The 22,590-nt window shown below is 45.6% G+C and carries 26 protein-coding genes; all 26 read left to right on the forward strand.

The window, feature by feature from the left end:
- The first annotated feature begins 360 nt into the window (after positions 1–360).
- The 26 genes from flgB (at position 361) to MKY35_RS09770 (ending at position 22,575) form a co-directional block, all read left to right on the forward strand.
- Complete coding sequence (flgB, locus tag MKY35_RS09645) at positions 361–768, forward strand: flagellar basal body rod protein FlgB (RefSeq protein ID WP_013309883.1); 408 nt, start codon at positions 361–363, stop codon at positions 766–768.
- Positions 769–774: 6 nt separating this feature from the next.
- On the forward strand, positions 775–1,227 hold the full coding sequence (gene flgC / locus MKY35_RS09650) for a flagellar basal body rod protein FlgC (protein ID WP_029516988.1): 453 nt from the start codon (positions 775–777) through the stop codon (positions 1,225–1,227).
- A 39-nt stretch (positions 1,228–1,266) separates the two neighbouring features.
- Positions 1,267–1,581 carry a flagellar hook-basal body complex protein FliE gene (gene fliE / locus MKY35_RS09655; protein ID WP_029516989.1) on the forward strand — a complete coding sequence of 105 codons (315 nt, stop codon included), beginning with the start codon at positions 1,267–1,269 and terminating at the stop codon, positions 1,579–1,581.
- 35 nt (positions 1,582–1,616) lie between these two features.
- The gene (fliF, locus tag MKY35_RS09660) at positions 1,617–3,200 is read left to right on the forward strand and encodes a flagellar basal-body MS-ring/collar protein FliF (RefSeq protein WP_023988187.1); all 1,584 of its coding nucleotides are present in this window, start codon (positions 1,617–1,619) and stop codon (positions 3,198–3,200) included.
- 11 nt (positions 3,201–3,211) lie between these two features.
- Positions 3,212–4,228: a flagellar motor switch protein FliG gene (fliG, locus tag MKY35_RS09665; protein WP_013309887.1), complete on the forward strand. Its 1,017-nt coding sequence runs from the start codon at positions 3,212–3,214 to the stop codon at positions 4,226–4,228.
- Positions 4,221–5,057, forward strand: coding sequence for a FliH/SctL family protein (locus tag MKY35_RS09670; RefSeq protein ID WP_342446230.1), 837 nt, complete (start codon positions 4,221–4,223; stop codon positions 5,055–5,057). Before fliG ends, MKY35_RS09670 begins: the two co-directional genes overlap by 8 nt.
- The gene (fliI, locus tag MKY35_RS09675; RefSeq protein WP_342446231.1) at positions 5,044–6,363 is read left to right on the forward strand and encodes a flagellar protein export ATPase FliI; all 1,320 of its coding nucleotides are present in this window, start codon (positions 5,044–5,046) and stop codon (positions 6,361–6,363) included. Before MKY35_RS09670 ends, fliI begins: the two co-directional genes overlap by 14 nt.
- Before the next feature lie 10 nt (positions 6,364–6,373).
- Positions 6,374–6,817 (forward strand): flagellar export protein FliJ, encoded by a 444-nt coding sequence (fliJ, locus tag MKY35_RS09680; RefSeq protein WP_029516992.1) that lies wholly within the window; start codon positions 6,374–6,376, stop codon positions 6,815–6,817.
- A 47-nt stretch (positions 6,818–6,864) separates the two neighbouring features.
- Positions 6,865–7,848, forward strand: coding sequence for a kinesin (locus tag MKY35_RS09685; protein ID WP_342446232.1), 984 nt, complete (start codon positions 6,865–6,867; stop codon positions 7,846–7,848).
- 26 nt (positions 7,849–7,874) lie between these two features.
- On the forward strand, positions 7,875–9,338 hold the full coding sequence (locus MKY35_RS09690; protein WP_342446233.1) for a flagellar hook-length control protein FliK: 1,464 nt from the start codon (positions 7,875–7,877) through the stop codon (positions 9,336–9,338).
- 19 nt (positions 9,339–9,357) lie between these two features.
- Positions 9,358–9,891 (forward strand): flagellar hook capping FlgD N-terminal domain-containing protein, encoded by a 534-nt coding sequence (locus MKY35_RS09695; RefSeq protein WP_318626667.1) that lies wholly within the window; start codon positions 9,358–9,360, stop codon positions 9,889–9,891.
- Entirely contained in the window at positions 9,888–10,268 is a 381-nt protein-coding gene (locus tag MKY35_RS09700) for a TIGR02530 family flagellar biosynthesis protein (protein ID WP_039274704.1), read from the forward strand. Before MKY35_RS09695 ends, MKY35_RS09700 begins: the two co-directional genes overlap by 4 nt.
- A 103-nt stretch (positions 10,269–10,371) precedes the next feature.
- Positions 10,372–11,190, forward strand: coding sequence for a flagellar hook-basal body complex protein (locus MKY35_RS09705; RefSeq protein ID WP_029516997.1), 819 nt, complete (start codon positions 10,372–10,374; stop codon positions 11,188–11,190).
- 60 nt (positions 11,191–11,250) lie between these two features.
- On the forward strand, positions 11,251–11,475 hold the full coding sequence (locus tag MKY35_RS09710) for a flagellar FlbD family protein (protein ID WP_013309896.1): 225 nt from the start codon (positions 11,251–11,253) through the stop codon (positions 11,473–11,475).
- Positions 11,472–11,945 (forward strand): flagellar basal body-associated FliL family protein, encoded by a 474-nt coding sequence (locus tag MKY35_RS09715; RefSeq protein ID WP_023988194.1) that lies wholly within the window; start codon positions 11,472–11,474, stop codon positions 11,943–11,945. The genes MKY35_RS09710 and MKY35_RS09715 overlap by 4 nt, the downstream gene beginning before the upstream one ends.
- 43 nt (positions 11,946–11,988) lie before the next feature.
- Positions 11,989–12,987 (forward strand): flagellar motor switch protein FliM, encoded by a 999-nt coding sequence (gene fliM / locus MKY35_RS09720; RefSeq protein ID WP_029516998.1) that lies wholly within the window; start codon positions 11,989–11,991, stop codon positions 12,985–12,987.
- Entirely contained in the window at positions 12,977–14,287 is a 1,311-nt protein-coding gene (gene fliY, locus MKY35_RS09725) for a flagellar motor switch phosphatase FliY (RefSeq protein ID WP_165147592.1), read from the forward strand. Before fliM ends, fliY begins: the two co-directional genes overlap by 11 nt.
- A 29-nt stretch (positions 14,288–14,316) precedes the next feature.
- Positions 14,317–14,682, forward strand: a complete 366-nt coding sequence (locus MKY35_RS09730; protein WP_010346372.1) for a response regulator — start codon at positions 14,317–14,319, stop codon at positions 14,680–14,682.
- 12 nt (positions 14,683–14,694) lie between these two features.
- Positions 14,695–15,228: a flagellar biosynthetic protein FliO gene (locus MKY35_RS09735; protein ID WP_029517000.1), complete on the forward strand. Its 534-nt coding sequence runs from the start codon at positions 14,695–14,697 to the stop codon at positions 15,226–15,228.
- Positions 15,225–15,980, forward strand: coding sequence for a flagellar type III secretion system pore protein FliP (gene fliP, locus MKY35_RS09740; protein ID WP_013309901.1), 756 nt, complete (start codon positions 15,225–15,227; stop codon positions 15,978–15,980). Before MKY35_RS09735 ends, fliP begins: the two co-directional genes overlap by 4 nt.
- Before the next feature lie 37 nt (positions 15,981–16,017).
- Positions 16,018–16,287 carry a flagellar biosynthesis protein FliQ gene (fliQ, locus tag MKY35_RS09745; protein WP_007430038.1) on the forward strand — a complete coding sequence of 90 codons (270 nt, stop codon included), beginning with the start codon at positions 16,018–16,020 and terminating at the stop codon, positions 16,285–16,287.
- A 10-nt stretch (positions 16,288–16,297) separates the two neighbouring features.
- A complete protein-coding gene (gene fliR, locus MKY35_RS09750) occupies positions 16,298–17,083 on the forward strand; it encodes a flagellar biosynthetic protein FliR (protein WP_342446234.1) in 786 nt (261 codons plus the stop codon).
- A complete protein-coding gene (flhB, locus tag MKY35_RS09755) occupies positions 17,083–18,195 on the forward strand; it encodes a flagellar biosynthesis protein FlhB (protein ID WP_039274693.1) in 1,113 nt (370 codons plus the stop codon). The genes fliR and flhB overlap by 1 nt, the downstream gene beginning before the upstream one ends.
- Before the next feature lie 23 nt (positions 18,196–18,218).
- Complete coding sequence (flhA, locus tag MKY35_RS09760; protein WP_016820963.1) at positions 18,219–20,252, forward strand: flagellar biosynthesis protein FlhA; 2,034 nt, start codon at positions 18,219–18,221, stop codon at positions 20,250–20,252.
- Positions 20,249–21,691, forward strand: coding sequence for a flagellar biosynthesis protein FlhF (gene flhF / locus MKY35_RS09765; protein ID WP_342446235.1), 1,443 nt, complete (start codon positions 20,249–20,251; stop codon positions 21,689–21,691). The genes flhA and flhF overlap by 4 nt, the downstream gene beginning before the upstream one ends.
- Complete coding sequence (locus tag MKY35_RS09770) at positions 21,688–22,575, forward strand: MinD/ParA family protein (protein ID WP_342446236.1); 888 nt, start codon at positions 21,688–21,690, stop codon at positions 22,573–22,575. The genes flhF and MKY35_RS09770 overlap by 4 nt, the downstream gene beginning before the upstream one ends.
- Positions 22,576–22,590 lie beyond the last annotated feature (15 nt).

Consider the following 22,590-nt stretch of genomic DNA (forward strand, 5'->3'; position numbering starts at 1 on the left):
CACCGTCATTTAGACCTAGATAATGGTCAAGTTGATGATTTTTCTGTCTATTCCAAAAGTAGGACGTATAATCTTTTACAGGTGTAAAGTGCTAAGAAAACATTCATTTTCTTGAAAAAAACCTGAAAAATTTAACAATTTATGCATCTAAAGCCCTCTTTTTTTAAAAAGATAGGGCTTTTTTCTTATTGTAATTAGGTCCCAACTCTACGAAACTTAGAATATATGACAGAAAGTTATTATTTTCTACTTAAGACCTAAAAGAAATGTATAATTATGAAATTTTATTGTCGAAAAAAAGTGAAAAATCTTGTTTTATTGAATCTTACTTTGGAGTAGACGCTGGGAGGGAGGAGCTAAATGAATCTGCTGGGTGATATGAGCTTTCAAAAGCTTCAGGCAGGTGTACAGGCGGCAAATACGAGACAACGTGTGATGGCTGACAACATTTCCAATGCGGATACCCCGTATTTTAAGCGTTCGGAGGTTTCATTTGAAGAACTGCTTCAGCAGCAAATGGACGGGGATGTCACACCATTACGTGGAAAAGTAACCAATTCAAGACATTTTCAAATAGGACCTGTGAACTCCATTCCAGATGCCACGGTCACCAAAGATGGGTACTCAGTCATGAATAACAATATGAACAACGTAGATATCGACAGAGAAATGAGTCTTATGGCTGAAAATCAACTAAGATATAATACCTACATCCAAGAAATTAATGAGCGCATCAAGATGATGAGAACAGCGGTAGAAGGGAGATAGGAATAGGTGAAGATTAACAACGGCTTTGATATTAGTGCGTCTGCTCTTACGGCCCAACGGTTGCGGATGGACGTTATATCTAGCAACATTGCCAACGCAGAGACAACTCGGGCGAAAGTAGAGAATGGACAAGCAGTTCCATATCGGAGAAAAACGGTTGTTTTGGAGCCGAACCAATCTGGCTTTGCCGATGTTTTGAAGGCTCAAATGGAAGGAAGTAGAACTAGCGCTGCTGGCGTTAAGGTTTCGCAAATTCAGGAAGATCAGTCACCTTTGAAGCCTGTGTACAATCCGGGTCACCCGGACGCTGATAAAGATGGCTATGTATATATGCCTAATGTAGACATTATGAAAGAAATGGTCGACATGATTTCCGCAACACGCTCATACGAAGCCAATGTAACAGCTCTGAATGCATCAAAGGCTATGGTTTCCAAAGCGCTTGAAATCGGTCGCTAAGCTCTAGGACTACTAATTACTTAATAGGGAGAGTAAAACATGATTCAGAACGCCATGTTTAATGTACAGACACCGGTAATACAGCAGATTCAATCGCCTAACAATGAGTTGGCGAAAGCGACGCCTTCCGAATCCTTGAAGGACTTTGGTTCCTTCCTAAAGGATGCTCTCAATGAAGTAGGGCAGCAGGAAGCCGCTACGCACCAGATGTCCGACCAATTCATGGCAGGCAAAGTTGATGTAGATCAGGTCATGATCACTTCCCAACAAGCGCTGCTTTCCCTGCAGCTTACTACACAGGTCCGAAACAAAGCGATCGAAGCCTATCAGGAGATCATGCGTACACAGATGTAAAGAGGGTTTAGCAAAGTTTCGGATGGGGTGACGGAGTGAACGAGAGAATCGCCCAATATCGGGATAAGATTTCCGGGTATTGGAATAATTTTAGCAAAAAACAGAAGATATTACTTGTTTCGACATTAGCATTCATCATTATCGCTGTTGTAGTGCTAACGATGCAGTTTACCAAAACCGAGTATGAAGTGGCTTTCCGAGATTTAAATGCTAACGATGCTGCCGGAGTCATTAAATATCTCGATTCTGCGGGTATACCGTATCAACTTAATGCTGGTGGGACACAAATCTCAGTCCCAACCGCTAATGCGGATAAGGCGAAGGTAGATGTTGGGTCTCAAGGCCTGATTCAGAAGGGTTCAATCGGCATGAGCGCTTTTGACCAGTCCTCCTCTGCCATTGGCATGACGGAGAACGAGTTCAATGTGAAGTACAATAATGCATTGAACGGCGAAATACAGCAACTGTTGGAACGGATGGATGGTGTCCAAAGCTCCAAAGCTGTCATTAATATGCCAAAGGAAAACATTTTTGCCGGACTTGAGGAAAAGGACAAAGCCTCCGCTTCGATTCAAATGGAATTCGAGCCTGGCTTTACTCCAAATCAGCAGGCGATCGATGGATACTTTAATCTGGTAAAAACGGCCGTACCGAATCTTCCAGTGGAAAACATTACGATCACTAATAAGGAATATGAGTTGATTCCAACGGCCAAGGGCGGCCAAGGTGGGCTCACTAGTGGTGTTCAAGAAAACATGGCTCTACAGAAGAAGTTTGAGAGCGATGTAAGGAATAATGTTCAACAATTTTTGTCGAAAATTGTTGGAGACGACAAGGTAAATGTGCTGGTGATGTCCCAACTAAATTTCGACAAAGTAACATCAAAGGAACAAATGGTCACACCTGTTGACCAAACGAAAATGAAGGGTATTGAAATTAGCGCCCAACAAATTCAGGAAAGCTATACAGGTAGTAGTGGACAAACCGGAGGAGTTGCAGGAACAGGAACACAGGATGTTCCGGGCTACCCCGGAGGAGCTAATTCCGGCAATACCAGCTCAGATAAGAGCTCAAGTACGATTAACTACGAAGTTAACCGAATTGCAAGGGATATTATCCAAAGTCCGTACACTGTAAAAGATTTAACCATTAATGTAGCAGTTGAACCACCAACAGGTCAGCAAACGTTGGATACTGCAACTCAGACAGCAATTCAAAATATTTTGGTTAATATCGTAAGAGCGTCGTTGGCGAATTCTGGTACTACAATTACAGACGCTGATTTGGCTAAGAAGGTTTCGGTGTTCTCACAAGCTGTTCCGGCGCCTGCGAGCACGAATACATTCTTCTCAGCTTCCAACCCTTGGCTATGGGGCATTGGAGCTGCTGTTCTGGCACTGCTGGCGGGTGTAATCTTCCTCATCGTACGCGGTCGTCGTAATCAGGAAGAAGAGTTGGATGAAGAATTGCAACTTATGCCAACGCCGACGGAGTTCCCGTCTATTACCATGGAAAGTGTGACAAATGAAAGTCAAGTGCGTAAACAGCTTGAAAGTCTGGCGAAAAAGAAACCCGACGAATTCGTCAATCTGCTTCGTACATGGCTGGCTGACGAATAGAGGTGAGTTCATTGGCAAAGGCAAGCAGTCAAGGTTTAACGGGAAGACAGAAAGCGGCTATACTTCTGATCACAATGGGACCAGAGGTATCTGCTCAAATATTCAAGCATTTGCGTGATGAGGAGATCGAGCAACTTACATTGGAAATTGCCAATGTGCGGAAGGTCGATGCCATTGAGAAGGACTCCATCATGGCCGAGTTTCATCAAATTTGTTTGGCTCAGGAGTACATTTCCCAAGGCGGTATTAATTACGCTAAAGAAATATTGGAAAAAGCACTCGGATCGCAAAAAGCAGTTGAGGTCATTAACCGTCTAACAGCGACGTTACAGGTAAGACCCTTCGATTTTGCCCGCAAAGCTGATCCAAACCAGATATTGAATTTTATACAGAATGAGAATCCGCAAACGATTGCTCTCGTGCTTTCGTACTTGCAATTCGAGCAGGCGGCTGCAATTCTGTCGTCTCTGCCACAGGAAAAGCAGGCAGATGTGGCCCGGCGTGTCGCTGTCATGGACAGTACATCTCCGGAAGTTATTTCCCAGGTGGAACGAGTGTTGGAGCAAAAGCTGTCTGCAACCGCGACACAGGATTATACGAATGCAGGTGGTATCGAGTCCATTGTTCAGATTTTGAATGGCGTAGACCGCGGAACCGAACGTACGATTCTCGACTCGCTTGAAATTCAAGATCCAGAACTGGCTGAGGAAATTAAGAAAAGAATGTTCGTGTTCGAGGATATCGTCAATGTGGACAACCGTTCCATTCAGCGCATTGTCCGCGATATCGACAATGCAGATTTGCAATTGGCGCTTAAAGTATCCAGTGAAGAAGTACGTGATGTGATTTTCCGAAATATGTCGAAACGTATGGCAGAAACCTTCAAAGAGGAAATGGAGTACATGGGACCGGTGCGGTTGCGTGATGTGGAAGAAGCACAGACACGTATCGTATCGACGATCCGCAGATTGGAAGAGGCCGGTGAGATTATAATCGCACGCGGCGGAGGAGATGACATCATTGTCTAACTTGATCAAATCTTTCCAATATGTTCCTGTAGGGGCTTTGAAAACAATTGATGTGGCACATACGTATGCGCCAGAAACGACGGACGAAGAAATCACAACTGAATATACGGAGCCGGAGCCTCAGCGAGATCATGAGGCTGAACGGCTACGGGATGAAATGCTGAAAGATGCTAAGGATTTTGCCGAACGTCAGGTTCGCGAAGCAGCTGAAGAAGCGGAACGGATGCTTCAGGAGGCGCAGCAGCAGATTGAAGCCTGGTGGCAGGAGCGACGCGAGCATGACGATCAGCTGACTCAGTCGTTAAAAGCTGATGGGTTTCAGCAAGGATATGAAGAAGGTCAGAAGCTGGCTGAGGCCGAGCTTCAGACGAAATCAGAGCAGATGATGGAAGAAGCACAGGATATTCTACGTCAGGCCTATGAGATAAAGGAACAACTAATTCAGGAAGCTGAGCCTTTTCTGGTTGAACTGAGTAGTGCTATTGCTGAGAAGGTCATTGAGAAACAGCTTAGCCTTGAGCCGGACTACACGATTGAATTAATTCGTAAAAATTTGGCTCGTAAGCGGGAAAAAGGAACCATTACATTGTGTGTGTCGCCTCAGCATTTCGCATTTGTGCAAGGTGCACGAGAAGAATTGTCATTAACTGTCGATTCGCAGGCAGAACTGCAAATTATTCCTGATGGTACCGTGAAAGATCGCGGTTGTGTTATCCGTTCTTCTTTTGGGAGCGTGGATGCGCGGATTGATACGCAATTAGCTGAGATCAAAAAGGAACTACTGCGTCTGGCACATGAGAATGAGGAGCGAAGACATGAAGGGGCTTAATACGCAGCGCTACATGGATCATTTGCGCCAGATGGACCCGGTTCGGGTAAATGGCAAGGTTACGCAGGTTATCGGCCTGATGGTTGAATCGGAAGGTCCGGATGCCAGTATCGGGGATGTTTGTTACATTTATCCGGGTAAAACGGCAAAGCCGTTGCAAGCGGAGGTTGTAGGCTTCAGGGACAATAAAGTGCTTCTAATGCCACTTGGAGAACTGCAATCCATTGGTCCCGGTTGTGACGTAGTAGGAACAGGGAAGCCGTTGAATGTGCAGGTCGGGTCGGAACTGTTAGGCAAGGTGCTGGACGGCTTGGGTCAGCCTCTGGATGGCTCATTGATTCCCTCGCGAATGGCGAGATATTCAACCTTCAATATTCCGTCCAATCCGCTGAATCGTCCGCGTGTGCAGGAACCAATCAGTATCGGGGTGCGCGCTATTGACGGGTTGCTTACTATCGGTAAAGGACAACGGGTTGGTATTTTTGCAGGTTCGGGTGTAGGTAAAAGTACCTTGATGGGAATGATTGCCCGTAATACGGAAGCTGATGTGAATGTAATCGCCTTGATCGGGGAACGTGGACGCGAGGTGCTGGACTTTATTGAACGGGATTTAGGTCCGGAGGGACTAGAACGTTCCGTGGTCATTGTGGCAACTTCCGACCAACCTGCGTTAATCCGTATTAAGGGTGCACTTATTGCAACGACGATCGCGGAATATTTTCGGGACCGCGGGTTGAATGTCATGCTGATGATGGATTCAGTTACCCGGTATGCGATGGCCCAACGTGAAGTCGGCCTAGCCGTAGGGGAGCCACCGGCAATGAGAGGGTACACACCTTCCGTGTTTGCTAGTCTACCTAAGCTTCTAGAACGTGCAGGGACAGGCCCTACTGGCTCCATAACCGCTTTCTATACGGTACTGGTCGATGGTGATGATATGAACGAGCCCATCGCGGATGCGGTGCGCGGGATTTTGGATGGACACATTGTCTTGAATCGTGGGATTGCGAACAAAGGACATTTTCCGGCAATCGATGTGTTAGCGAGTATTAGCCGGGTTATGAAGGATATCGCACCACGAGATCAGATAGACGCTGCCGAGAACATTAAGCGCTTGATGGCCATTTACAAAGATTCGGAGGACCTGATTAATATTGGGGCCTATCAGCAGGGTTCAAATGCAGAAATTGACGAATCCATGGAGCGTATACGGGATATATGGGATTTTACAAGACAAAGAACAGATGAAAAGGCTGAGCTGGACGAGGTAAGAGAGCGTTTGATTTCTGAATTTACGAGGAGATGAAGGTTGAACGATGAGATTTCAGTATTCCTTTCAGAAAGTTGTAGACTTGAAAACCAACGAAAAGTCACAGGCCGAATGGTTGCTTTCCAGTGCTGTTGGACAATTGCAGGCTGAGGAGCAGACATTAACACAGCTTGTAGGCGAAAGGAATCGAGTCATATCAGCCATTCAAAAGGCTGCCGAGGATTGCGCACCACTCTCTACCATTCAGGAATTACAGGCTTATGTTAATCATCTGGACCAATGTATTACACGCAAGCATAGGGATGTTCAATATGCGCAGCAAAATGTGCAAAGCAAACAAACCGTTTTGACCGATAAAATGCTGGATGAACAGGTTTGGCTGAAAGCGAGAGAGAAGGCCAACGTGAAATTCCAACAGGAAGTGCTCCTGCGCGAGCAGAACGAGCTGGATGAAATGGCTTCCGTGCGATTTGCCATGAAAGCCCGGTAAGCGGAAAGTCATAGGATACGCATATCAGCTGCCTGAGGAGGAAGACGATGGCACAGAAGTTAGCAGAAAATGAACTGGATATGGATTTAGGAAAAGAATCAGGCGGGGGATTTGAACGGTTTATGTTTTTCCTGATTCCGATTGTGTTCACAATCGTTCTGGTCGGGGTCCTGCTTACATTGTTCAATATGGACTTCAGAAGCGAAATGATTTCATTAGGGAACAAAATACCAGTTGTTAAAAATTGGGTACCTGAACCGAAAGATAAGGCTACACAGACGAAAGAGGCAGATCAAAAGGCTCAGTCCGAAAGTTCTGAAGCAACCATTCAGCAGTTAAAGGCAGATCTAGCCAAGCAGACGGAGGAGCTTAAAAAGGCTACCGCTGCTAAGACGACACAAGATAAAAAGGTTACTGAACTGCAGAATCAGGTCAATACGCTCCAAACGCAACAGGAACAGCAGCCACAGGCCAACCAGCAGGGACAGGCCGGTACGCAAACGACAGGTGGAACAACAAATGAAGATCCTTATGTAAAACAGGCCAGAGATCTTGCTAGCATGTATGAAGGAATGACAGCTAGTAAAGCGGCACCGATTATGGAGAATCTGACTACGGAAGAGACTGTGCAGCTGCTAAGCTACATGGACCCTGCCAACAGTGCGAAGATTTTGCAAAAGATGGACGCTAAAAAAGCAGCCGATATTACTATGGCTCTGAAAAACGTAACGCCGTCTACAGATTTGTCAGTTGCTGCATTGCAGTCTCGTCTGAAAAAGGATCAAGGTACCGCAGCTGGAACGACGAGTAAGAGTTTGCAAAGCACTCAAATCAGTAGCACATTTGCTTCCATGGACAAGAAGAGCGGTGCCGAACTTATTTTGCAAACTTACAAAATCAGTCCAGACAAGGCATTAAACATATTAAATACAGTAGATGATTCGACACGTGGTTCTTTACTACAAAATATGTCTGCCAAGGATGCGGCTCAGACCGCAAAAATTTTGAACAAACTGATGGGCAGTAAGTAATTTAAATGAAGGGAGGTGAAAAATAAATGACCCTTATTTCTCAAAGTGTATCGGTCAGCTCAAGTCAAACAGCTAGCAGTACGACAGCCTCAACAGCGAGTACAGCCACAGCTGCCGGTGCAACTACGGGTGCTTTTAATCAAACACTTACGCAAATGATGACAGGCGGGCAAACGGGCTCAGCAGGCACAGATGCGAATGGTTCTCCATTAGTAATGGTACTTCCGCTTATTGCGACTGGAGAATCCACGGAAGCTCCAACCGAGCCGCTGGTCGAAACACTGGCTCCTTTGCTGCAAAATCTCGAAAAGCTGGATGATCAGGTAGCTGCCGATCCTGCTCTGCTTGCAACTCTGCAAGCTTGGATTCAGCAAGTACAACAGTTCTTGCAAGGCGACGGAACAAATCAACAGTTAAACGGTGGAGAAACGACAGAGGCGACAGGCTTAACAGTCTTGGCAGCCAATCCGGCTACTCTTCGATTTGCATTGCAGGACGCTTTGTCACAACTAGCCAATGTAGCAGAGCAGGCTTCTGGAGACCAAAAGTCCCAGGTGACGAAGTTGCTACAATCGCTCCAAAGCGCAATGGCAGGGACGGGAGCTATTTCCGATGAGCAGTGGAATGGTGTAATGAAAGCTGTGGAACTTGCTGATGGTGGGGATTCACAAGCGGTTCAGCCTTCTGCAAATCGAGCAAATGGTACTCAGACCGTAGCTACAGCTACTACAGACAAACAGGTTGTTGTTTCTCAGCAGCAAGCAAGTCAGGGCGAAACTAATCAGCAAGGTTCAGAAGGGCAACGTTCATCAACTAATATTCTCGTTCAGTCTACAGTTAAGACGACTGGAGCGGATGAAGCGAGTGCATTCGTAGATGCAACTGAGCAAGCGGATTCGACAGCAACTGACAATCAGACTCCAGTGATCACGACTGCGGGACAGCTTTCGGTACAAACGCAAGGAACAACACCTTCGGCTCCGGCTCAACCAGTCGTACATGTGCGGCAATTTGCCAAGGAGATGACCGAATTTGTAGTGCAGAAACTTGACATTGTAAAACACACTGGCTTGACGGAAGCGACTATCATGCTTCGTCCAGATCATCTGGGCCAGCTGGAGGTTAAGCTGACAATGCAAAATGGTCATCTGGTTGCCCAGTTCATGACTGAGCATAGCGGAGCGAAGGATTTGCTGGAACAGCAAATGTCGCAGCTGCGTTCGAGTCTCCAGAGCCAAGGTATCCAGGTGGATAAGGTAGAAGTCACGCACAATGAGTCGCTTTCCTCCCATATGTATCAGGATGGACGCGGATCTGGAGCTAATCAGCAGCAGCAGCAGCAATCCAATCAACGTTCCAAAGCTCGTGGTAGAGAAGAGAGCGAAGATGCTATCAAGGTAGCTGAAATGGCAGAGGAACTCCGTAACTGGACAGCAGAACAACGTGCAGATGATATAAATCGGACAGGCTCCTTTACAGCACAAGCGTAATGATGGAGGTGAGAACACAATGACGACGACAGACAACAATGTATCCACCAGCAACGTCTGGCCGAATTACAATGTGAACAATGTCAAAACGGCGAGTGCTAAGGATACTAAGACTATGGGTAAAGATCAATTTCTGAAAATTTTGATCACCCAGCTACAAAATCAGGATCCGATGCAGCCTTTGGAGGATAAAGAATTTATCGCTCAAATGGCCCAGTTTTCCTCAGTGGAACAACTGATGAACATTTCTACGCAGTTGAATGCATTGGGACAGTCTTTGGGTACGGCTTCCGGTTTGATAGGAAAAGAAGTCAGCTGGATTGAGGCAGGTAAAAAAGACTCCATCACAGGTGAAACAGGTGCGGGTACCGTAAAAAGTGGAATCGTGGATTCCATCGTTATTCGCGACGGTGTGCAGTATGCCAAAATGGGAGCGGCTGAGGTGGCATTAAAAGATGTAACATCAGTGAGTCAGGCTAATACAACGACTCCCGCTACAAATACATCGGATACTTCATCTTCTTCCTCTACTGGAAGCGGTGAGAACTCATGAATGATAGAATGACGGTCGGACGCCTTTTTCCCGCCAACGTGCCCCCGGCAGCAATCTCACAAAACCGAGTAAATTCGGTATCCAAGGATGCCAGACCGTTCGGTCAGGTGTTGCAGGAACAGGTGCTCAAGCTGAGCAACCATGCAGCCAAGCGTCTGGAGCAGCGGGGAATAGAGTTGAGAAGTGACCAAATGGCGAAAATTAACTCTGCTGTGGATAAAGCAGCTGCCAAAGGCGCCAAAGAATCATTGATTTTAATGCAGGATATGGCTTTGATTGTAAGTGTACCTAATCGAACAGTTGTTACCGCGATGGATAAGAAGTCCATGGAGGATAACGTATTTACGCAGATAGATAGTGCTGTAATTATTTCATAAAAATGTATATGAAGTGGCTGGCCCGAATAGGAAAGCCATGAAAAAGCCGCGGATCGACTGATGCGGTCAACTAAGCAACCAATCAGAGGAGGATTTATACTCAATGTTGAGATCAATGTATTCAGGTGTATCGGGCATGAAGGGCTTTCAAACAAAGCTGGACGTTATCGGCAACAACATTGCAAACGTAAATACTACAGGCTTCAAGTCCAGCCGAGTGATGTTCAAGGATATCTTGAGCCAAACGAGTTCAGGTGCAAGTGCGTCTGGAGAAGAAACGGCAGGAAGTAACGCAAAGCAAATTGGATTGGGTTCGACTGTGGCTTCCATTGACACGCTTCATTTACCAGGAAGTGCCATGACAACGAATAATCCAACAGATTTACGCCTTAATGGTGATGGTTTCTTTTTGGTTAAAATGAATGCGGATCAAGAAGCTCCATACTTGACTAGAGCAGGAGATTTTCACATTGACGGAAATAGGCATTTGGTAACTTCGGACGGTTTTTTTGTTGCTGATTCAGGTGGTGGAGTTCCCATTACGTTAGCAGATGATGTTACTGCTTTCTCAATCTCTCAGGATGGAACCATTGTACAAACTTTGGCATCTGGTGGAACAGATAATGCTACTAAAATTGGAGTAACTAAAGTAATCAATCCTGAAGGATTAGAAAAAATCGGGGGTAGTCTGTATCGTGCTACAGTTAACTCTGGAAACGAGGGTGAAATCACTGCTATGGAAGCAAACAGCACTGATGATGGCACCGGTGCTATTATCTCAGGTCAGCTGGAAATGTCTAACGTTGATCTGACAGGCGAATTTACCGAAATGATCGTAGCTCAGCGCGGATTCCAAGCGAACTCGCGTATCATTACGACCTCGGATGAAGTGCTTCAGGAAGTTGTAAACTTGAAACGATAATCTCATTTAAACGCGGAGGAGTAGAGGCTCCTCCGCTCCTATCAGGAGGTTGGTATTACGATGATCCCGTTAACGCGGCTGAACGGCTCGCCTATGTGGCTTAATGCGCTGCTCATTGAGACTGTGGAGGAAACACCGGATACATACGTCACTTTGGTGACGGGGAAACGGTTGATTGTATTGGAAAAAGCGGCAGATGTCGTCTCCTTGATCAAGGGTTACAGCCGTGAAATCGGCATGCATGCCGCCACGATAAAAGTGCAACAAATGGAGGAAGACGAATGAAGAAGATGCTGCCATGGCTCATTACAATTTTACTCGCGATTACTTTGATTGCAGGCGCGGCCTTTGTACTTATACCAGCGCTTAGCGGGAAGAAGTCGGAAGTCATACCGAATGCGCAAGCTGCTCAGGCAGAACAACTTCCAAGATTGTCAGCAGATGAATTGGTGGAAGTGAGTTCTGAAATTACCGGTATCAAAACAAATCTGGCAGACGCAGATTACATTGTTCAGATGAACCTATCTTTTCAATTGAACGATGCCAAAGCAAAAGAATCTTTTGAAAAAATCAAAGACATCAGTATTAAGCCCATCGTTATTCAATTACTTGCAGACACCAAACCTGATGAGCTCAGAACGGCTAAAGGCCGGGACCAGTTCAGTGACAAGCTGACGGATCTCATCAACAAGTCGCTCCCTGAAGGTCACCTGGGGAACGCCAAAATTACAGACTTTTTGCTGGCAGCCATTTGATTCCAGGTGAACTTGTCAGGAACACGTAAGGGGGTGAATAACATTGGTGGATGTACTGTCACAAGGGGAAATTGATGCCCTTTTAGCAGCTCTTTCGTCCGGTGAAATGGATGCGGAAGAACTTAAAAAGGAAGATACCCAAAAGAAAGTTCGCGCTTATGATTTCAAAAGAGCGCTTAGGTTTTCCAAGGATCACATACGGAGTCTGACGCGGATACACGAGAACTTTGCACGGTATCTGACCACATATTTTTCAGCGCAGCTTCGTACTTTTGTCCAAATTAATGTCGTTCAGGTGGAGCAACTTCCTTATGATGAATTCATTCGCTCCATTCCGAAAATGACCATTCTAAACATTTTTGAAGCTGAACCGCTGGAAGGCCGTATGGTGCTTGAGGTTCACCCGAACGTTGCTTATGCCATGTTGGACAGGCTTCTCGGAGGAACAGGTTCGGCACCGTCAAAGGTTACTGCGTTGACCGAAATCGAGACGACGATTATGGAGCGAATTTTCAGTCGTACCTTTGATAGCCTGCAAGAGGCTTGGAAAACGGTACTGGACATTGAACCGCGCCTAGAGGCGATGGAAACAAATCCGCAGTTCATGCAGATTGTCTCGCCGAATGAAACGATTGCTCTGATTTCGCTTAGTACCAAAATTGGTGATACCACAGGGATGATTAACCTCTGTATCCCGCATGTGGTATTGGAACCCATTATGGCTAGACTGTCCACGCACCAGTGGTTTACATCCGAAAAGAAATCAAGGGCGCCCGAAGAGATTGACGCCTTGAGATTACGGGTCACCAAAGCAGAGCTCCCTATTATTGCCGAGTTGGGTGAATCCCGGATAAATGTAGCCGAGTTTCTGGGTCTTTCGGTCGGGGATGTCATTTCATTGAACAAACCTGTCAAAGAAGGACTATCCATCCGGGTAGGCGAGAAATTGAAGTTTATGGGAAGTCCCGGCATGGTAAGAGATCGTGTTGCCGTACAAATTGATGAAATTGTCAACGAAGGAGTTGAAGAAATTGACGAGTAAAGACTATTTGTCCCAGGAGGAAATCGATGCCTTGCTGAAACAGTCTGAAGCGGGGACGGATTCTACTCCCGCAGGCAAGACCGTTGACGATTTTCTGACTCCTCTGGAGCAGGATGCTCTCGGGGAAATCGGTAATATAACGTTCGGCAGCGCAGCTACGGCTCTTTCCACACTGCTCGGTCAAAAGGTGGATATTACGACACCTAAAGTTTCAATTATTACCCGTTCTGAATTTGAAACTGCATTTCCAAAGCCACACGTAGCTGTACATGTAAATTATGTCGATGGATTCGAGGGTATTAACTCACTCGTAATCAAAAAGCGTGATGCACAAGTGATAGCGGACTTAATGCTTGGTGGTGAAGGAAACCCAGCAGATGAAGAATTGAATGAAATCCACATTAGTGCTGTGCAGGAAGCGATGAACCAGATGATGGGATCGTCGGCGACCTCAATGTCTACTATGTTTAATCGTTTTGTTAATATCTCTCCACCGGGGATTGATATTTTGGATCCTATGCACGGTGATGGAGTATCCAGTCTGCCGGATGAAGAGACGCTCATCACAGTATCCTTCCGGTTATTGATCGGGGATCTTATTGACTCTACGCTGATGCAACTGTTACCTGTTAATTTCGCCAAAAAAATGGTGAGCATCCTAATGAATGGCGGAGAGGATGAGGAACAACCGCAAGCGTCCGCACAGCAGGTAGCTGCAACAGCTGCTCCCGAAGCGCCGCAACAAGCTAGCGTTCCGCAGCAACCGCCTGCACCAGCCTATCAACAGCCACCTGCAGCCGCGCAGGCGCCGCAAGACGCAGGCTATGGGCAACAACCGCCAATGTATCCTCAAGACCCGGGATATGGGCAGCAGGGCGCTCCAGGCTATGGAACACCGGGTTATGGAATGCCAGCTGGTGTACCGCCGCAAGCTCCTTACGGAACGCCTCATCACTACGGTGCAGTACCGGGACGTAATGTAAATGTACAACCTGTACAATTTTCTAACTTGCAGTCCGGTGCATTTGCGCAAGTGGATGAAAACAATTTAAATTTATTGATGGACATTCCCCTTAGAGTCACCGTAGAATTAGGAAGGACCCAAAAGCAAATTAAAGATATTCTGGAGCTCTCACAAGGTTCAATTATTGAACTAGACAAGCTTGCTGGGGAGCCGGTGGACATTTTGGTTAACAACAAACTGATTGCCAAGGGCGAGGTTGTCGTAATCGACGAGAACTTTGGTGTGCGCGTAACAGATATTGTAAGTCAATGGGACCGTATTCAAAAATTACAATAAAAGCATAATTTAGGGAGGATTTATTTCAGATGGCAAACCGTATTTTGATCGTGGACGATGCTGCATTTATGAGAATGATGATTCGGGACATCCTGTCCAAAAATGGATTTGAGGTAGTAGGAGAGGCCCAAGATGGATCACAGGCCATTGAAAAATTCAAGGAGCTTCGTCCGGACCTGATTACGATGGATATCACGATGCCTGAAATGGACGGCATTGCCGCTCTGAAGGAAATCAAACAAATTGACGCGAATGCAAAGGTTATCATGTGTTCCGCGATGGGTCAGCAAGCAATGGTTATTGATGCCATTCAAGCTGGCGCCAAAGATTTTATCGTTAAGCCTTTCCAATCGGATCGGGTTATCGAAGCCATCAACAAAACACTGGGTGTCTAAGGCGCACCCAGTATGGATACACAACAGGGTGCCTCTGACGCATTGAGTACATCCAGCAATATAGGCAACATTGCCTGGGTCCTTTTCGTGCTAATCTTTATCATCGTACTGATCGTGTACTTGATACGGTTTTTGAGTAAAAGAAATCAGAGCTGGTTCAGCAACCGCTCCGTTCGCATACTGGGAGGCGTGGGACTGGGTCCCAATAAATCCCTTCAGCTTGTTGAAGTAGGTAGCAGTGTGTACCTCATTGGTGTGGGAGAAGATATCCAGCTTGTTGACAAAGTATCCGATCCTGAAGAAGTGGAGCAAATTTTGGCCGCACTGGAGCAAGAAGCTTCTCTGCAGCGCGGCCCGATTGCCCCGCTATTCGCTAAAATTGCGGATAAGCTTCGCCGGAACAACGCGGCACAGCAGCAGCCTGAAGAGGAGACATCTTTTCACGAGATGTTTGAATCCAAGCTTCGGCAAATGCCGAATCGCAAGGATAAACTTGAAAAGCTGCGCAATGAGGAGAATACTACAGATCGGTCGGGAGATTCATGAGAAAAAAGATTATACTTGCATGTTTGCTGCTTGTCTTGTTCAGCTTCATTTCGGTGACGGCGGCCTCTGCGGAACCGATTCCGAACATTGATATTCAAGTCGGCAATTCGGACAAAGGACAGCCCGGTGCCACCTCGCTGTCTATTATTTTACTTATTACTGTCATTAGTGTAGCGCCCGCGTTGCTTGTACTTATGACAAGTTTTACGCGAATTGTGATTGTGCTTGGCTTTGTGCGAACTTCGCTGGGAACCCAGCAGATGCCGCCTAATCAGGTGCTTGTTGGACTGGCTTTGTTTCTCACTTTATTCATTATGGCACCGACGTTCTCAGCTATGAATGAAACTGCGCTTCAGCCGTATCTCAAGGGGGATATAACACAGTCTCAGGCGCTGGACAAGGCATCGGTACCGATCAAGACCTTTATGTTCTCTCATACACGTGAGAAGGATCTACTGCTCTTTATGAAATACACCAAGATGGAAAAACCAAAGAATTATCAGGATATTCCACTAACGGTGATGGTTCCGGCTTATGCAATCAGTGAGTTGAAAACGGCTTTTCAGATGGGCTTTATGATTTTCATACCATTTTTAGTTATAGACATTGTAGTGTCGAGTACACTCATGGCTATGGGGATGATGATGCTACCACCGGTAATGATTTCACTTCCTTTTAAAATACTGCTCTTTGTACTTGTAGATGGTTGGTATTTGGTAGTCAAATCGTTGCTTCTAAGTTTTAACACATGAGTACTTCATGCAAGGACAGCAATCAAGGAGGACGGCAATGACTTCGGAGTTTATTATTTCCCTGGCTGGGCAAGCGGTGTACATTGTACTCAAGGTGAGCGCTCCGATGCTGATTTTGGGGCTAGTCGTGGGTTTGATTATCAGCATTTTTCAGGCGACAACCCAAATTCAGGAGCAGACACTGGCCTTTGTTCCGAAGATTGTCGCCGTATTGCTGGCATTGCTTTTGTTCGGGCCTTGGATATTGACCACATTAGTGGACTTTACGTATAACATTCTGGACAATTTGTACAAATATATAGGTTAGGCTGAATGTTATGAACATATTGTTACAAAATCTTCCTGTTTTTTTGCTGATTTTTTGTCGGATTACCTCATTTTTTGTAGTAGCGCCTATTTTTTCGACCCGAGGTGTACCTAATATCTTTAAGGTCGGAATTTCAGGATTTCTAGCTTTGGTCGTGTATCTTACATATGGTACGCATCAACAGGTACCGACCGATGTAGCGTATGTGCTGTTAGTGGGCCGTGAAGTGCTGATTGGGTTGTTATTGGGATTTACTGCATATCTGTTCATGACAGCGATCCAAACCGCAGGTTCATTTATAGATTTACAGGTGGGGTTCGGAATGGCGAGTGTGTTTGATCCCATGACAGGGGCTTCAACGCCTTTAACAGGGAATTTTAAGTTTGCCATAGCTGTATTGTTCTTTTTAAGTATAAATGGGCACCATCATCTGCTAAATGCTATCTTATACAGCTATGATTGGGTACCGTTGACAAATGATTTTTTTGTAAAGCTGTATGGTGGCAGTGTAACTGAATTCCTGGTACGTTCTTTTGCGGAATCATTTATGCTGGCCTTTCAAATTGCTGCCCCCATTGTAGTAGCTACCTTTTTAACGGATGTGGGACTCGGTTTTTTAGCTAAAACAGCGCCACAATTCAACATTTTTGTCATTGGTGTACCTCTTAAAATTATTGTGGGACTGTTCATGTTACTGCTTCTCATGCCAAGTTTTGCTTTTATATTCGAAAGATTGTTTTCTGTGATGTTCGAATCCATGCGCAACTTGTTGGATATTATGGGTAATCGTCCTTAATGTCTGGTCTGGAGGAACGTAGTTTGTCATTTAAATATGCTATGAACCTGCAGTTGTTCTCAGGGGAAAAAACGGAAAAAGCTACACCCAAAAAGAAACAGGATGCAAGACAAAAAGGGCAGGTTGCCAAAAGTATGGAGTTGCCCGCCGCTGGTGTCCTGCTGGTTACGTTTTTTTGCCTCATGATTTTCGGCGGGTATTTTAAGGACCATGCGGTTCGACTATTTCGAGATATTTTTGTGAATCGGCTTTCTATGGAGGTAACGCCGAACACAACGCTGCTGATGATGGGCGAATATGGCGTGCAAATCTTGATTATGCTGGCACCTATTTTTATTGGGGCCATTGTCATTGGGATAGCAGCGAATTACATGCAGATCGGTTTTTTATTAACCGGAGAGGGCATTACGCCCAAGTTTAGCAAGATTGATCCGATTAAAGGATTCAAAAATATTTTTTCCATGAGGTCATTGGTTGAATTCCTGAAATCTGTTTTAAAGATGACCGTAATTGGTTATCTGGTGTACAGCGTACTCTGGAAAACAAAGGCTGACCTACCTAAACTGGCTGAAATGTCCGGCGATCAGATGTTGAGCTTTACAGCTTCATTAACGATGGAACTGGGGCTCAAAATTGGTGTGGTGCTGTTCGTTTTAGCGGTATTGGACTATATGTATCAACGTTATGAGCATGAGAAAAACCTGAAAATGTCCAAACAGGACATCAAGGATGAATACAAGAAAATGGAGGGTGACCCGCTGATCAAAGGGAAAATTCGCGAGCGTCAGCGCCGTATGGCTATGCAGCGTATGATGCAGGAGGTTCCTAATGCAGATGTCATCATTACCAACCCTACGCACTTTGCTGTGGCTTTGAAATATGACGGTTCGGAGATGGAAGCGCCGCAGATTATTGCGAAAGGGCAAGATTACGTTGCGCTCCGAATTAAAGAAATTGCCAAGCAAAACGGCGTTATAACGATGGAAAACAAGCCGCTGGCGCGGGCGCTGTTTCAAAGAGCCGAAATCGGGGATGCGATACCAGCTGATCTGTTCCAGGCCGTTGCCGAAGTGCTGGCGTATGTATATAAATTAAAAGGTAAAGTGAAATAAAGGGATCGGAGGGCTAGAGACCCGTGAAAATAAAAGAAATAACTGTCCTTGCAGGCGTCATCGGTATCGTTCTTATGATGATTCTCCCGATCCCATCATGGCTGCTGGATATCCTACTCGTCATTAATATTTCTATTGCTTTAATGATTCTACTCGTTTCTATGAATACGAAGGAAGCTTTACAGTTCTCTATTTTCCCTTCATTGCTGCTCATTACAACGTTATTTCGTTTGGCACTTAATATCTCTACAACCAAACTTATTTTAGGTGAGGGCCATGCAGGGGAAGTAGTTGCTACGTTTGGTAGTTGGATTGCAGGAGGGCAAATTGCCGTCGGTTTTGTTGTCTTTCTCATTCTCGTGGTCGTACAGTTCATTGTTATCACCAAGGGATCTGAGCGGGTTGCTGAGGTAGGCGCACGGTTTACATTGGATGCAATGCCGGGTAAACAAATGAGTATTGATGCGGATCTGAATGCAGGTTTGATCAATGAGCAGCAAGCCCGTGAACGACGCAGTAAAATCGAACGGGAAGCAGATTTTTACGGAGCGATGGATGGTGCGAGTAAATTCGTTAAAGGTGATGCCATTGCTAGTATTATCATTTTGATCATTAACTTGGTCGGTGGCTTTATTATCGGTATGGCCGTTCAGGGAAAAGGATTTCAAGAGGCGCTGTCGACTTATTCTGTCCTCACCATCGGTGACGGACTGGTCAGTCAGATTCCCGCACTGCTCATATCCACGGCGTCAGGCTTGATTGTTACGCGGGCCACGTCAGATGGCAACTTGGCAGAGGATTTAACTGGACAACTCTTTTCTTATCCAAAACTGATCTACATTGTGGCTGCCACAATTGCATTATTAGGGCTTTTCACACCTATTCATATCATTACAACTCTTCCACTGGCGATTCTGCTGTTTTTTGCGGCTCGAAGAATGCAGGGCAATATGGAGCGCAAGCAGATAGCCGATGAACAGCTGGAAGAGGAGCAACAAATTGAAGAAGTCCGTAGTCCGGAAAGTGTCATTAATTTGCTTCAGGTAGATCCAATTGAATTTGAATTTGGATACGGGTTAATTCCGCTGGCGGATACACAGCAGGGCGGGGATTTATTAGATCGGATTATTATGATCCGTCGTCAATGTGCTTTGGAACTGGGTTTGGTTGTACCGGTCATTCGTATTCGAGACAACATTCAGCTCAAACCTAACGAGTATGTAATTAAAATTAAAGGTAATACCGTGGGCGGCGGAGAGCTTCTGTTAAATCATTACCTGGCTATGAGTCCAGGATACGACGATGATTCTATTACAGGAATTGAAACGACGGAACCGGCCTTCGGATTGCCTGCGCTCTGGATTGATGAGAACACCAAGGATGTTGCGGAATTATCTGGTTATACCGTAGTTGATCCACCTTCAGTTGTAGCTACTCATCTTACGGAGACGATCAAGAAACATGCTCATGAGTTGCTTGGCAGACAGGAGACACGTTCGCTGGTCGACAATCTCAAAGAGAATTATCCAGTGCTGGTGGACGACCTTATTCCTTCTGTGCTTGCGATTGGGGATGTACAAAAAGTGTTAGCCAAGCTGTTGAAAGAAAAAATCTCCATTCGCGATATGGTGACTATTTTCGAAACACTAGCTGACTACGGTACTTATACAAAAGATCCCGACGTGCTGACTGAATATGTCCGTCAGGCGTTGTCCCGCCAGATTACGCAGCAATTTGCCCAACAAGGGGAGACGTTACGCGTTATTACAGTGGGACCAGGATTGGAAAAGAAAATTGCTGAAAGCGTGCAACAGTCGGAGCAAGGTAGCTATTTGGCTCTTGACCCGGTGTCTACGCAAACGGTGTATCAAAGGATGATGGAGCAAATCAACCGCCTTATTCAATCTGGACAGCAGCCTATTGTATTAACGTCACCGACAATTCGTATGTATTTGCGGCAAGTGATGGAGCGGACGATGCAGGATGTCCCGGTGCTGTCGTACAGTGAGCTGGAGCCGAACGTTGAAATTCAAAGTGTCGGGGTGGTGAACTTATGAGAGTAAAACGATATGTAGTGGATACCATGCCAGAAGCCATGCTGCAAATCAGGGGTGACTTAGGAACAGACGCCGTCATTTTAAGTACAAAGGAAATGAAGGTCGGCGGTTTCATGGGAATGTTCAGTAAAAAGAAAATCGAAGTGGTTGCAGCGGTAGAGGAGAAGCAACCTCAAAAGCCACGACGGTTTGGACCATCTTCACAAGAGCTTGCCCGGGCGGCTTCACCTCAAATGAACGCTCCTGAACAGCCAGAAAAATCATTTATGCCTGTGGTTCCCAGACAAGCTGCTCCAGAAGCTTACCGGCGGGTAACGCAGATGACGGGTGGTTCCAAAGAAGAACAAGCTGAATTAATGATCGATGCAGAACAAGCAGCTTCAGCAACTGAGCATTTGTCATCTAGGTCTGCTAATAATCTGGAGACTATGTCTCAAGCACTTGATCATGAAGCATTACTTTCGAACATGAAATCATCCAGTGAACTGTTTAAACAGCCCATTGAAGCAAGCGTTCCAGACAAGAGCGGAGCGGAGGAAAATCAGGCTCTGCTTAATGAATTGCGGGAAATGAAAGCTATGATGACTCGGTTTTCCCGAAACTCTTCAATGGAAAGTACTTGGCCGGAGCCGCTGCAAGAGATTTGTGAGCGTGTGCTGGAACAGGAAGTGGAACGTGATTTACTGGAGTATTGGCTCGAACAGGTATATGTGCGTCGGAGTGAGCACCCTTTTGCGCCTGAAACTTTCGATTGGGAACAAGCCTTTCGTGAGGAAGTGGCCAGTTTTATTCAGACAAGACTGGACAAAGGGATCTCCAAAGATACCAAAATTGTGTATGTGGCAGGTCCTACCGGAGTAGGGAAAACAACAACCATTGCCAAGTTAGCAGCAGAACAGTTGTTTAAGCATCATCGCAAAGTTGGATTTATTACTTCTGACACGTACCGGATTTCTGCCGTCGAGCAACTGCGTACATATGCTACGATTTTGAATGTACCGCTTGAAGTTGTGCAATCTCCCGGTGACGTTCACAGAGCCATTCAACGTCTGGAACATTGTGACCTGATCCTCATGGATACGGCAGGACGAAATTATCGAAATGAATTACTTGTTTCGGAACTGCAAAGTCTGCTTTCGCCTATTAATGAAAGTGAGACGTATCTGGTACTCAGCCTAACATCCAAAAGCAAAGATATGCTCAATATAACTGGACATTTCAGCAAGTTTGGTCTCGGTAAGGTTGTGTTTACTAAAATGGACGAGACAGGTAGCTGCGGTGGAATGTTTAATCTTTTGCATCAATTTCCGATGCAGCTGGCCTATATTACCAATGGACAAAATGTTCCTGATGACCTGCTTCATCCCGATACAGAAATGGTGACAAACATGCTGCTTGGACCCAAAACATCAACAGGAGTTAACGGAGATTCCATATGAGTGACCAAGCCCAATCACTTAGACAAATGGCTTCCTCCTTGGATAAATATCGATTGCCCCCACGTAATCGTCAAGCAAAAATTATAACGATCACCAGTGGTAAAGGCGGGGTGGGCAAATCCAATTTCACGCTGAACTTTGCTCTTGCTCTGCAATCCCTTGGTCGAAGGGTACTTGTGTTTGATGCTGATATAGGTATGGCCAATATTGATGTATTAATGGGAGCCAATTCACAATACAACCTTTTTCACCTGCTAAAACGTGAGAAATCAATTGATGAAATTATTCAAACGGGTGTAGGTGGTTTGCCTTATATTGCTGGAGGATCGGGTTTGAGCGAATTGTTTACGTTATCGGATGACGATCTGAATTATTTTGCCGAAGAAGTAGAGAAAATGGCGGCAGATATGGATTATATTCTATTTGATACAGGTGCAGGTTTATCCAAAGAAAACCTTAAATTCATCACTTCAGCTGACGAATGCCTGGTTGTAACTACACCGGAACCGACGTCCTTAACAGATGCGTATGCGCTAATTAAAGTCGTCAGCGGTTCGCAAAAGGATACGGTATTCAAAATTATAGTCAATCGTGCCGATAACGATAATGAGGCCCGTCAAGTTGCCGATAAGATCGCACTGGTTGCGAAACGCTTTTTGGAGATCGATATCCCGTTGCTTGGACATATCAGTGATGATACTCATGTCATGCAAGCAGTCAAAAGGCAAGTACCATTTATGGTTGCTTTTCCGGGATGTGCGGCTTCAAGAGATGTATTGAATCTGGCACACCGTTTTGCAGCAATGCCACTGATTCCGCAATCAGGTGCATTGAGTGGAATTAAAGGGTTTATGCAAAAATGGTTGCGGCGTTCTGTACATTGATTTTGATGAGAGGAA

The sequence above is a fragment of the Paenibacillus sp. FSL L8-0638 genome (assembly GCF_038593075.1).
Taxonomy (GTDB): domain Bacteria; phylum Bacillota; class Bacilli; order Paenibacillales; family Paenibacillaceae; genus Paenibacillus; species Paenibacillus polymyxa_D.

Bases quoted from the DNA above. Each gene is read 5' to 3' on its own strand.
- fliJ (WP_029516992.1), top strand. From the start codon at position 6,374: ATGAGATTTCAGTATTCCTTTCAGAAAGTTGTAGACTTGAAAACCAAC.
- MKY35_RS09730 (WP_010346372.1), top strand. From the start codon at position 14,317: ATGGCAAACCGTATTTTGATCGTGGACGATGCTGCATTTATGAGAATG.
- flhF (WP_342446235.1), top strand. From the start codon at position 20,249: ATGAGAGTAAAACGATATGTAGTGGATACCATGCCAGAAGCCATGCTG.
- MKY35_RS09705 (WP_029516997.1), top strand. From the start codon at position 10,372: ATGTTGAGATCAATGTATTCAGGTGTATCGGGCATGAAGGGCTTTCAA.
- flhB (WP_039274693.1), top strand. From the start codon at position 17,083: ATGTCTGGTCTGGAGGAACGTAGTTTGTCATTTAAATATGCTATGAAC.
- MKY35_RS09685 (WP_342446232.1), top strand. From the start codon at position 6,865: ATGGCACAGAAGTTAGCAGAAAATGAACTGGATATGGATTTAGGAAAA.
- MKY35_RS09710 (WP_013309896.1), top strand. From the start codon at position 11,251: ATGATCCCGTTAACGCGGCTGAACGGCTCGCCTATGTGGCTTAATGCG.
- fliQ (WP_007430038.1), top strand. From the start codon at position 16,018: ATGACTTCGGAGTTTATTATTTCCCTGGCTGGGCAAGCGGTGTACATT.
- flgB (WP_013309883.1), top strand. From the start codon at position 361: ATGAATCTGCTGGGTGATATGAGCTTTCAAAAGCTTCAGGCAGGTGTA.
- fliE (WP_029516989.1), top strand. From the start codon at position 1,267: ATGATTCAGAACGCCATGTTTAATGTACAGACACCGGTAATACAGCAG.
- fliP (WP_013309901.1), top strand. From the start codon at position 15,225: ATGAGAAAAAAGATTATACTTGCATGTTTGCTGCTTGTCTTGTTCAGC.
- MKY35_RS09700 (WP_039274704.1), top strand. From the start codon at position 9,888: ATGAATGATAGAATGACGGTCGGACGCCTTTTTCCCGCCAACGTGCCC.
- MKY35_RS09770 (WP_342446236.1), top strand. From the start codon at position 21,688: ATGAGTGACCAAGCCCAATCACTTAGACAAATGGCTTCCTCCTTGGAT.
- MKY35_RS09695 (WP_318626667.1), top strand. From the start codon at position 9,358: ATGACGACGACAGACAACAATGTATCCACCAGCAACGTCTGGCCGAAT.
- fliR (WP_342446234.1), top strand. From the start codon at position 16,298: ATGAACATATTGTTACAAAATCTTCCTGTTTTTTTGCTGATTTTTTGT.
- MKY35_RS09715 (WP_023988194.1), top strand. From the start codon at position 11,472: ATGAAGAAGATGCTGCCATGGCTCATTACAATTTTACTCGCGATTACT.
- MKY35_RS09735 (WP_029517000.1), top strand. From the start codon at position 14,695: ATGGATACACAACAGGGTGCCTCTGACGCATTGAGTACATCCAGCAAT.
- fliI (WP_342446231.1), top strand. From the start codon at position 5,044: ATGAAGGGGCTTAATACGCAGCGCTACATGGATCATTTGCGCCAGATG.
- MKY35_RS09690 (WP_342446233.1), top strand. From the start codon at position 7,875: ATGACCCTTATTTCTCAAAGTGTATCGGTCAGCTCAAGTCAAACAGCT.